The sequence below is a fragment of the Streptomyces sp. NPDC059909 genome (assembly GCF_042730885.1).
In the GTDB taxonomy this organism is placed as follows: Bacteria; Actinomycetota; Actinomycetes; order Streptomycetales; family Streptomycetaceae; genus Streptomyces.
The window spans coordinates 1-9,839 of sequence record NZ_JBHWKX010000136.1 but is presented as its reverse complement, the minus strand read 5'-3'; the positions used below and the strand labels follow the sequence as shown (position 1 = coordinate 9,839).

Here is a 9,839-nt window from a genome sequence, read left to right as displayed (position 1 = left end):
CTCGGCGGAACCCGCACCTCGCACCTCGCCCGACTCCAACTCGCCGCCTGACGACAAGATCACACCCACCGGTTTACGCATTTCCCAACGGAGTCGTGAACGCCCGGGGTTCCGCGCTAGATCGTGCTGAAATTGCCGACGGGTCGCCGTCCGCCTCGGCCGTGAGGTCTCCCTCCCGGGGGGTGGTGAGTGGCGAGGCCAAGGAGGCCCTGGTGATCGACGCCAGTGCAAGGGCGGTGCGACGCGGTCCGGGTACGCGGATCCTGGCGGCATCGCGCCAGCAGGGTCTCGCCCCGCGGTGGGAGGCGGCGGCAAGAGACGAGGGCTCAGCTCGCTGTGCTGTCCTGGATGCGCCGCAGGGTTGGGGTCGAGGCGGTAGTCGTGGTGGGTGATGGGTTTGCCGGTGTTCTCGTCGACGGCCACGTGGCGGGCGACGCGTCCGGTGTGTCGGTCGACGAAGTAGGCCGAGGGCTGCTCGGGGCCGAAATGGCGGTCAATTGGACGTCAGCCGTCAGACGGTGCTGGTCACCGGCGCCAACCGCGGCCTGGGAGAGCAGTTCGCCAAGGCTCTTGTGGAGCGTGGGGCGGCCAAGGTCTACGCCGGGGCGCGCAACCCGGAGTCCGTCAGCACTCCGGGGGTCATACCGGTTCGGTTCGACATCACCGACCCGCAGCAGGTCAGCGCGGCGGCCGAGACCGCCCCCGATGTGACCCTGCTCATCAACAACGCCGGGCTGAACACCGGTTGGGACGTGCTGGCAAGCGCCGTGGACAACTGGCAGCGCGAGTTCGACACGCATGTGCTCGGTACGCTCCGCATGAGCCGCGCCTTCACGCCCGTCCTCGCAAGGAACGGCGGCGGCGCGCTGCTCAACGTGCTGTCGGTGCTGTCCTGGCTCGCCCTCCCACTACCGCCTACACCGCGGCCAAGTCCGCCGAGTGGTCCCTGACGAACTCCCTGCGGGTCGCGCTCGCCGAGCAGGGGACCCTCGGCCTGCACGTGGGCCTCATGGAGACGCAGCTCGCCGCGGGCCTGGTCGGCCCCGAGGCCGACCCTGCCAAGATCGCCGCTCTCGCTCCGGACGGCATCGAGGCGGGAGCGTACGAGGTCCTGGCCGATGACATGAGCCGCCAGGTCAAAGCCGCCTTGTCCGGTCACCTCGGCGCCCTGTACCCGCAGTTGGGCGCCCGCGCCTGACTGGCCCGCAGTACCGGAAGCACCCGGAGGGAGGTAGCCGCCGTGGCCACACCTGCGGCGGTGCCGCGACAGCATCAGGGACTTTGTCCTGCACCGGGCTGCGGACGGGCCGCCCATGCCCCGGCCGCCGGGACGCCAGCGCTGCGCCTGCTCCGGTGATCCCTGTGATTCCCCGCCCGATCTGGCACGCGTCTGGCACAAGGACTGTGCAGTACTCACGGCTCTGCGAGCCCAGGTGGTCCATGTGGTGGGCCGGGCACCCGCGGCAGTGGGGCCCGGCGCCCTCCGTCGTTCGTCGGCGGCGTCAGCCGAGCGGGTTGGCCGTGTCGCGAAGGGTCGCCAGGGCCGAGCCGTACATGCGCGCCTTGATGGTGCCGAGGGTGCCGCCGGCCTTGCTCAGCTGTGCCTGGGCGATCTCCATGGCCTGGGAGCGCACGGCGTCCTCGGCGACCGCCCGGTCGACGATGCCGACGGCCGCAGCATCCGACCCACCGTAGCGGCGGGCGGTGAGCATGGCCTCGTGCGCGGTCTGCGGCGCCAGCCGGGACTGGATCAGGGCGGACATGCCGGGCGTGAAGGGGATATTGATGTCGGCCTCGGGCAGGCACCAGTAGCCCCGGTCGGCGCGCATGACACGGAAGTCGTGCGCAAGGGAGAACATCGCGCCGGCGGCGAAAGTGTGCCCCTGCAGGGCGGCCACGGTGACCACCGGCAGGGACAGCATGCGGGCGAAGAGCTCGTGAACGGAGATGACGTAGCCCCGATGCTGGTCGGGGTGGGCGGACAGCCACTCCAGGTCCAGACCGTTGGAGTAGAACTTGCCCGTCGCGGCGGTCACCAGGGCACGCGGCCCTTCTGCCTTCTCCACCTCGTCCAGGGCGGCGTCCACGGAGGCGATCCAGTCGGGGTGGAAGCGGTTCTCGCCGTCTCCGAGATCGAGCACGAAGACGTTGTCCTGGCGGTCAAGGGTAGGCATGTGCGCTCCTGGAAGGGTTGCGTGGCGTGGGGAAGGGTGAGATCGGGCAGCGGGGGTCGCGGCCGAGGCGCGTGCCCCGGGTCGGGCCGGCCGCGCAGGGCGTGGACCAGCAGATCGTGGATCTCGGCGGCGGCTGCCTCGATCGGGGCGGTGCTCTGCTCGGCCCGGCACATGATCACTGCGCCCTCGACCCGAGGCGATGACGGAGGCGGCGAGGCTCCGGCTCCGCCCCTCGGTCAGCCCGTGCCGGAGGAACAGGGCCGCGAACGCCTCCTGCCAGCGGGCGAAGACGGCGGCGGAGCGAACCAGCTGGGGCGCGTCGTCGTTGGCCCCAACGCCACCGCCACGATCGGGCAGCCCGCCCGGAAGCCGCTGTCGACGAGCCGGTGGCGCGACAGCCGGAAGAAGGAGTCGATCGCCTCCACCGGATCGTCGGACTGTGCCCAGGCGTCGACCCGCCGTGGAATCGCCCGCCTGCGCCACCGCCTCGTCGATCAGCTGTGCCCGTCCGCCAGGAAAGGGGTAGTAGACCGAGCCACGCGGGGCCCCGCTGTGTGCGAGCACCCGGTCAATGCTGGTGGCGATGGCGCCGTACTCGCGCGGCAACGCGGCAGCACTGAGGACCATCCGCTTGCGACTGTCGCTCTTAGGCAGACTCACGCGCCATCCTCCTCGCCGAACGCCGACCGGCGGTGACGGAACAGAAGTAATCGAACGCTCGGCCTGCCATGCCGGGCGCCTTCTTCCTGACTTGGTGGTGCGGAGGCCCACCAAAACTACTAAGCGGTAGCTTATAATGTGTGGCATAGAACATGCAAGAGGTGACCGCACGCGCCTTGCCGGCTGAGGGTCCGCCTTCAAAGATCACCTGGTTACGGTCCATGGTGGGCGCGATACGCCGCCCTGAACTCACCGATTCTCAGGGGGAGTTACTCGCTCCTTGGACCCTCGTTCCGGTCGGCAGCACGGCACGGGCGATGCCGGTGAGGTTGCCCTGCAGGACGAGGATCTCCCTGCGGTTCGATCCGTCGAGACCGGCCGCGTAGACGTTGCCGGCCAGGTCGGTCACGTACATGCGGCCGCCGTCCGGATCGAGGGCGATGCCGATGCCTTCCATCAGGTGGGTCAAGAGGATCTCGGGCGTCCGCTGCCCGTCCGGCGGGTGCATCGGCGAGCGGTTCACGGTGTTGCCCCGGGGCGGGTCCCCGCGATCCGTCCAGTACAGCATGCGCTCCGCGAGGTCGAACTCCAGGTCGATCGGCTCCGGCAGCCCCTCGAACAGCACCTCGATGTCGCCGCGTTCGGCCGCGCTCTCCCCGGCGGGCAGGTCGATCCCAGCCCGTAGGATCTTCCCGAGTCCCGCGTCGCTCGGGCCCTTCTGTGTCCAGTAGAGGTGTCCGCCGACCGGGTCGACGGTGACTCCCACGCACCATTTGGTCTCGTCGCGGCGGTCGTCCTCTCCGTGTCCCGTCTGCACGAGGGTCTCGACGTGCGAGCCGTCGAGGTCGCAGCGCATCACGCGCATGCCCTCACGATCGCCCCAGTACAGCTTCCGGCCGGCGGCCTCGAGATACAGCTGCTTCGGCGTGTGCGTGACGCCGCTGGGGACGATCGTCGTGCGGTTGCCTCCATCCAGGTCCACGCGTTCGATCGAGCCGTCGTTCTCCGGCGGAGAGCCCATGTTGGTCCAGTAGATGTGCCCGGCCACGACATCGACGGCGACCCCGTCGGGGACCCTGCACCCGGTGACGACGACCTTCTTGTCGGAGCCGTCGGGGTTCACGGAGAACAGCCGACCGCCACTGCTGGCCTCGAGGACGAACAGTCTTTCCTGGCTCCCCGTCACGGTCCCTCCTTCGCCGGGTGACCGGCTGCGGCGCTCGGGCCGGACGGGTCGTGCTGGGCGCGCACGGCCAGCAGGGCCGAGAGCATCGCGTCGCGCCGGGCGGCCAGCTCGTCGGCCGAGTGGCCGTTCGCCTCCTCCAGGACGCCGGTGACGATCTCCTCCTCAAGCTCGGGCGTGAACTCGGGGGTGCCCAGTTGCTGCCAGGACTCCACCATCCGCGGCATGAGGGTGTCCATGAAGTGCTGGATGCCGCCCGCTCCTCCGCCCAGATGCCACAGCAGATGGGGGCCCATGACACCCCATCTGAGCCCCGGCCCCCACGACACCGCGTCGTCGGAGTCCGCCACGTCGAGCACTCCCTCCTGGACCAGGTACACGACCTCGCGGTACAGCGCGGCCTGGATACGGTTGGCGACGTGCCCGGGAAGCTCCTTCTTGAGGTGAATCGGCTTCTTGCCGACTGCAGCGTAGAACGACATGGCGTCCCGGATCGTCTCCGGGGCGGTCCTCGTCCCGCCGACGACCTCGACCAGCGGGATGATGTGCGGGGGGTTGAAGGGATGACCGATGACGGTCCGCTCCGGACGCCGGCACTCGGCCTGGATGACGCTCATCGTGATGCCCGACGAACTCGACGCGATGATCGCGTCGGGCGGCGTGGCGTCGTCGATGTCGGCGAACAGCTTGACCTTGAGCTCCGGGCGCTCCGGCCCGTTCTCCTGTACGAAGTCGGCGTCCGCGACGGCTTGACGCAGGTCCGCGGTGAAGCTCAGGCGATCGGGCGAGGCCTCGGGCGCGAGACCGATCGCAGCAGCCGCGTCCCATGCCGCCTCCACGTACGACCGCAGGGCCGCCTCCGCGGTCGGGGCCGGGTCGGTGGCCGTCACGTCGAAGCCTCGGACGAGATAGTGCGTCGCCCAGCTCGCACCGATCGTGCCGGTGCCGACGATCGCCACGCGGTGGACGGGTCTGTGCGCATTCATGGCTGGTCACTGCTCCTGGAAATCGGACGTGGGCGGTAGCGGAGGGAGCCGGCTGAGGTGGCTGGTATCAGCGGCCGTGCCAGACGGGGGCGCGCTTCTCCGCGAACGCCCGCGCGCCTTCCCGCGCGTCCTCGCTGGAGAACAGCCCGCTCGTGAGCTCGTCCTGGTTTCTGAACGCGTCGCTCTCGTTCAGGCCCTCTGTTTCGCGCACGACCTCCTTGACGGCCGCCAGCGCCAGCGGTGCGTTCCGCGCGACCCGCCCCGCCAGCTCCCGGGCCTTGTCCAGCGCGGCGCCGGGCGGGGTCAGCTCGTTGACGAGCCCGTACCCCTTGCCTTCGGCGGCGGTCAGCGGCTCACCCGTGAGCAGTACGCGCATGGCGACGTGGTACGGAAGGCGGCGCGGCAGCCTGACCAGTCCGCCCGTTGCCGCCACGAGACCGCGCGTGACCTCGGGAAGCCCGAACCGGGCGTCTTCCGCCGCGACGATCAGATCGCAGGCGAGCACCATCTCGAAGCCGCCGCCGAGCGCCCAGCCCTCGACCGCGGCGATCAACGGCTTGCGCACCGCCGTGCCGGTGAGCCCGCCGAATCCCCGGCCGGGGATCACCGGCAGCTCGCCCTTGGCGAATGCCTTCAGGTCCATGCCGGCGCTGAACACCCCGCCCGCGCCCGTGAGTACGCCGACGGACAGCTCCGGGGCCGCGTCGAGCAGATCCACGGCTGCGGCGAGTTGTACCGCGGCCTCGTGGTCTACGGCGTTCTTCTGGTCAGGGCGGTTGATGGTGATGGTCAGCACGCCACCGCGGCGCTCGTGGAGCACCATGTCGGACGCTTCGGACGCGGTGCTCATCGCGGCGCCTCCGCTTCCGTCGCGCCGGGGATCGCTCCCTTGGCGCGCAGCTCGGCGATCTCGGTGAGGCCGAATCCCAGCTCGGCAAGGATCTCGTCGTTGTGCTCGCCCAGATCGGGCGCTCGCTTCGCCGGCACCTTCGGCACCCCCCGGAGATTGACCGGGCTGCTGATGGTTTCCTCCAGCCCGCTGACTCCTTCCAGCGGCACCACGATGTCGTTCGCGCGCAGTTGCGGGTCCTGCGCGGCCTCCTCAGGTGTCTGAATGAGGCTGTACGTGATGCGTTCCCTGGCCAGGGCGTCCTTCCAGTGGGCGAAGGGCTGCGAGCGGAACTCGGTGTCGAGCAGCTCGCTCAGCGCGGCGGAGTTTTCGACGAAGCCCTCGATGTCCGCGAAACGGGGATCCTCGAGCAGTTCGGGGTGCTCGATGGCCCGCGTCAGTCCCGGCCAGTGCGAGGGTGAGGCGACCAGCATGAACCACTCGTCGTCCGCGGTCCGGTAGGGGTTGATCAGCGGGTTCGCCGGCGCGTTGCGGTCGTGCAGCTCGAACGGTGTGCCGTCGGCGAGCGCGCCGGCCACGAGCGTTCCCGTGGCCCAGACGCCCATGGCGAGCAGCGACGTCCCGACACTGGCTCCTTGTCCGGTCCGCTCACGGCGGTACAGGGCGGTCACGATCGCCGCGTAGATGGCGATCGCCGACATGTAGTCGCCGCTGCCCCAGACCGGCACCGTCGGCGGGGCTCCCGCGTCCCGGGTGGAGGCCAGCAGCCCGCTGCGCGACCAGGCGGCGGTCAGGTCGAAGCCCGGCTGCCCAGCGTCGGGGCCGGTATCCCCGAAGCCGGTGATGTCGGCGTAGACGACCCGCGGGTTCCAGCCCGCAACCTCGTCGTAGCCGAGGTGCAGCCTCTCGCGCGTGCCGTGCGGAAAGTTGGTGATCACCACGTCGGCCCACTCGACGAGGCGCTTGAGGACCTCGGTGGCCGCCGGGGACTTCAGGTCGATCACCATGCCGCGCTTGTTGCGGTTGGCGAGGTGCCAGCTGTAATTGGCCTGTGCCCGGGGACTCGGCGGCACGGAGCTCAGCCGCCGCTGGGGGTCGCCCTGTCCCGGCGGCTCGATCTTGATGACGTCCGCTCCGAAGTCGGAGAGCACGGTGGCCGCGGCCGGTGCGGCGATGAAGCTCGACGCGTCGAGGACCTTGAGGCCGGTGAAGACGGATTCGGTGGTCATCGTTGTCACCTCACGAAGGCGCTCAGGCCGTCGGTGACGGCGCGTCCGACGATGAGGGTCTGGATCTCCCGCGTGCCCTCGTACGAGTAGATGGCCTCGGCGTCGGCGACGAAGCGGCCGATGTTGTAGTCGAGGAGGATGCCGTTGCCGGCCAGCAGTTCGCGCGCCCATCCCACGGTCTCGCGCATCCGCGCTGTGCAGTAGGCCTTCGCCAGGGCGGACTGCTCGTCGCGGTACACCCCGGCGTCCTGCAACTGGGCCAGGCGCGTCATCATCCCGCACGATGCCGTGGCGTTGCCGAGCATCCTCACCAGCAGGTCCTGCACGAGCTGGAAGCCCCCGATCGGGCGCCCGAACTGTTCCCGCTCCTTCGCGTACCGCAGGGCGATCTCGTAGGCGGCGAACATCACACCCACGGCCTGCCACGCCACGCCGCTGCGTGTCTGGCGCAGGATCTTGGCGGTGTCCTTGAACGAATTCGCGTTCTGCAGCCGGTTGGCCTCCGGAACACGGCAGCCGTCGAGCACGATGTCGGCGTTCTGCACGATCCGCAGCGCCATCTTCTTCTCGATCTTCGTCGCGGTGAACCCGGGGGTGTCCTTCTCCACGACGAAGCCCAGCACATGACGGGTCTCGACATCGCGGGCCCAGATGACGACCAGGTCGGCGAACGTCGCGTTGCCGATCCACCGCTTCGCGCCGTCAAGGATCCATGCGTCGCCGTCGCGGCGCGCGGTCGTCTCCAGACCGCCGGCCACGTCGGAGCCGCCGTGCGGCTCGGTCAACCCGAAGGCGCCGATCTTCTCGAAGCGGCTCATCGCCGGCAGCCACCGCCGCTTCTGTTCCTCGGAGCCGCAGGTGAGGATGGTGCCCATGGCCAGGCCCGTGTGCACGCCGAAGAACGTCGCCACCGACGCGTCGGCATGCGCGAGCTCCAACGCCATGAAACCCGCGAAGAGGTTGCTCGGCCTGGATTCCTGCGAGTCCGGGTCGGCCCAGTTCATCAGACCGAGCCTCCCGAAGCCCTCGACCAGCTGGAAGGGGAACTCGGCCCGGGCCCAGTAGTCGTCGACGATCGGGTCGACCTGCGTGCGGAGGAACTCGCGGACGGACTCGACCTTCTCCCGCTCGCTGTCCGACAGCAGCTCCTCGTAGGTGTAGAAGTCGGCGGGCATCAGCCCTTTGTCCAGGTAGGGACCGGACGGTGTCGGCAGGGTCGTTGTGCCGCTCATTGCAATCTCCCTCAAGCGCTGTGGGGCGTGGCCCGGAGATCCGCGCCCGTCAGCGCTCTCGGCGCCCCGCGCTTCGGTTCTCGGGCGCGATTAAACGCGGATCCGTGGCCGGTCCCCCGGTTCCGCGCCGCCCAGGGGTGCTGTGTCGCCGCGGACCACCCCAGTGGCCCGTCGCCGCCGGTGCGGAAGAGTGAGGCAGGACTGCCAGGACTGCCAGGACTGACGGAACGCCATGTCGGTGGTGGTGCTGGAGCCGGCGCGTAGGTGTCGATGGCGGTCAGTCCGTCATCACAGGCTGAGGAGCACCCGGCCGAAGGGTCCGCCCTCGATGAGGTGGCGCTGGGCCTCGGCGGCCTGCTCGATCGCCGCCCGGGCCGGTGCCACCTATCCGGAGTTGGGCAACGGGCCTGCTCGTCCTTGCCCACGATGAACCGGTGCTCGGGTTCACGCGGTTCTTGGGCAGCCTGCCGACGGATCGCTGCCAAGATCTGTGCGCCTTCCGTCTCTGCCGCTGCTTCCTCTCGCAGGCCCCCTGTTCCGGTCGGGCGGGTGGCGTTTCAGCTCCCTGCTGGGGCCGTCGCCGACCGGCCCGGCACCCTGGAAGCGGCTCCGTGCCTGCGAAAGTCAGGTGGTGGTGGGCCAGGTCCGCAGCAGCGTGGCGATCCTCGCGACGGTGCAGGCGGGGTCGAGGAGCAGGTCCTTGAGGGCGATGGCGTCGTCGCGGGTGGGCTTGACGGCGATGCCGGCGGCTTCGAGATACATGACGCCGGTGGCGGCGGCCACGGCGAGGTTGGAGCGCTCCAGCCAGCGGCAGCGGCCCAGGGTGTGCACCAGGGCGCCAGCTTTGGCGTATGGGCCGTCGTAGACAGGCTGTTCGAAGAGTTCGGCCCGGTGCCGGGCGACAGCCGCGACAGGGACGCCGTAGTCGTCGGGAGCGGGATCGTCCGCGCCGGCCACCTCGGCGACCTGCAGAATCCAGGGAACGTCGATGTGCAGTTCCATCAGGCGGCGCGCGCTCCGGGAGGCGTCTGCTGGGCATCCTCGGCCTCGTCGAAGACCGCCTGGTGCTCGGTAAGGAAGCGGGCGGCGGCGTCCACCGCGCGGGCGCGCAGGCCGCTGGCGTCCTCCTGCACGAGGCGGGCGAGGTAGTCCCCGATGCTCAGTCCGAGGTCGGCGGCGCGCTTCTTCGCGAGTTCCGCGACGTCCTGATCGACGCGTGCACCCAGCTGTGTCTTGGCCATACCACGCATGGTAACATCTGTTACCAAGCTGTCCAGGTGACAGCGCCGGAAGTGGCGGTCTTGTCCGTCCAGTCCCCGTCGAAGAGGGCCGCAATGAGGCGTTCGTAACCGGCATCGAGGTGCCCGGCCTGGTGCCTGGTGCGGCAACCGATGCCAGAAGACCGCCACCTCCTCCAAGGCAGCGGTGACACGTGACTCCTCCCCCGGATAAATCCGGGGGCTTCTCCTGTCGGTGGCTCAGGCCACGTCGGGAAGGACCAGCCCGGCCCTGAGTACGACGTTCC

At 69.8% G+C, this 9,839-nt stretch carries 9 protein-coding genes and 1 pseudogene; 1 reads left to right on the top strand and 9 read right to left on the bottom strand.

The window, feature by feature from the left end; translation table 11 throughout:
- Positions 1 to 497: 497 nt before the first annotated feature.
- Positions 498 to 1,198, top strand: a pseudogene (locus ACFV9O_RS38470) (SDR family oxidoreductase).
- 304 nt (positions 1,199 to 1,502) lie between these two features.
- Here ACFV9O_RS38470 and ACFV9O_RS38465 read toward each other — a convergent pair.
- The 9 genes from ACFV9O_RS38465 to ACFV9O_RS38425 all read right to left on the bottom strand — a co-directional run bounded on the left by ACFV9O_RS38465 (position 1,503) and on the right by ACFV9O_RS38425 (position 9,555).
- Positions 1,503 to 2,174, bottom strand: a complete 672-nt coding sequence (locus ACFV9O_RS38465; protein WP_385427197.1) for an enoyl-CoA hydratase-related protein — start codon at positions 2,172 to 2,174, stop codon at positions 1,503 to 1,505.
- 236 nt (positions 2,175 to 2,410) lie between these two features.
- Positions 2,411 to 2,599, bottom strand: a complete 189-nt coding sequence (locus tag ACFV9O_RS38460) for a hypothetical protein (protein ID WP_385427194.1) — start codon at positions 2,597 to 2,599, stop codon at positions 2,411 to 2,413.
- Positions 2,600 to 3,093: 494 nt separating this feature from the next.
- Positions 3,094 to 4,020 (bottom strand): 3-hydroxyacyl-CoA dehydrogenase, encoded by a 927-nt coding sequence (locus ACFV9O_RS38455; protein ID WP_385427192.1) that lies wholly within the window; start codon positions 4,018 to 4,020, stop codon positions 3,094 to 3,096.
- Positions 4,017 to 5,003, bottom strand: a complete 987-nt coding sequence (locus ACFV9O_RS38450; protein WP_385427189.1) for a 3-hydroxyacyl-CoA dehydrogenase NAD-binding domain-containing protein — start codon at positions 5,001 to 5,003, stop codon at positions 4,017 to 4,019. The genes ACFV9O_RS38455 and ACFV9O_RS38450 overlap by 4 nt, the downstream gene beginning before the upstream one ends.
- Positions 5,004 to 5,070: 67 nt before the next feature.
- Entirely contained in the window at positions 5,071 to 5,853 is a 783-nt protein-coding gene (locus tag ACFV9O_RS38445) for a crotonase/enoyl-CoA hydratase family protein (RefSeq protein WP_385427186.1), read from the bottom strand.
- On the bottom strand, positions 5,850 to 7,082 hold the full coding sequence (locus ACFV9O_RS38440; RefSeq protein ID WP_385427183.1) for a CaiB/BaiF CoA transferase family protein: 1,233 nt from the start codon (positions 7,080 to 7,082) through the stop codon (positions 5,850 to 5,852). The genes ACFV9O_RS38445 and ACFV9O_RS38440 overlap by 4 nt, the downstream gene beginning before the upstream one ends.
- A gap of 5 nt (positions 7,083 to 7,087) precedes the next feature.
- Positions 7,088 to 8,314 (bottom strand): acyl-CoA dehydrogenase family protein, encoded by a 1,227-nt coding sequence (locus ACFV9O_RS38435; RefSeq protein ID WP_385427180.1) that lies wholly within the window; start codon positions 8,312 to 8,314, stop codon positions 7,088 to 7,090.
- A 624-nt stretch (positions 8,315 to 8,938) separates the two neighbouring features.
- A complete protein-coding gene (locus tag ACFV9O_RS38430; protein WP_385427177.1) occupies positions 8,939 to 9,316 on the bottom strand; it encodes a fic family toxin-antitoxin system, toxin component in 378 nt (125 codons plus the stop codon).
- Positions 9,316 to 9,555, bottom strand: coding sequence for a hypothetical protein (locus tag ACFV9O_RS38425; RefSeq protein WP_385427174.1), 240 nt, complete (start codon positions 9,553 to 9,555; stop codon positions 9,316 to 9,318). Before ACFV9O_RS38425 ends, ACFV9O_RS38430 begins: the two co-directional genes overlap by 1 nt.
- Positions 9,556 to 9,839: the final 284 nt, after the last annotated feature.

Excerpts from the sequence above, each read along its gene's own strand:
- ACFV9O_RS38465 (WP_385427197.1), bottom strand. The coding sequence starts at position 2,174 with ATGCCTACCCTTGACCGCCAGGACAACGTCTTCGTGCTCGATCTCGGA.
- ACFV9O_RS38450 (WP_385427189.1), bottom strand. The coding sequence starts at position 5,003 with ATGAATGCGCACAGACCCGTCCACCGCGTGGCGATCGTCGGCACCGGC.
- ACFV9O_RS38445 (WP_385427186.1), bottom strand. The coding sequence starts at position 5,853 with ATGAGCACCGCGTCCGAAGCGTCCGACATGGTGCTCCACGAGCGCCGC.
- ACFV9O_RS38440 (WP_385427183.1), bottom strand. The coding sequence starts at position 7,082 with ATGACCACCGAATCCGTCTTCACCGGCCTCAAGGTCCTCGACGCGTCG.
- ACFV9O_RS38435 (WP_385427180.1), bottom strand. The coding sequence starts at position 8,314 with ATGAGCGGCACAACGACCCTGCCGACACCGTCCGGTCCCTACCTGGAC.
- ACFV9O_RS38430 (WP_385427177.1), bottom strand. The coding sequence starts at position 9,316 with ATGGAACTGCACATCGACGTTCCCTGGATTCTGCAGGTCGCCGAGGTG.
- ACFV9O_RS38425 (WP_385427174.1), bottom strand. The coding sequence starts at position 9,555 with ATGGCCAAGACACAGCTGGGTGCACGCGTCGATCAGGACGTCGCGGAA.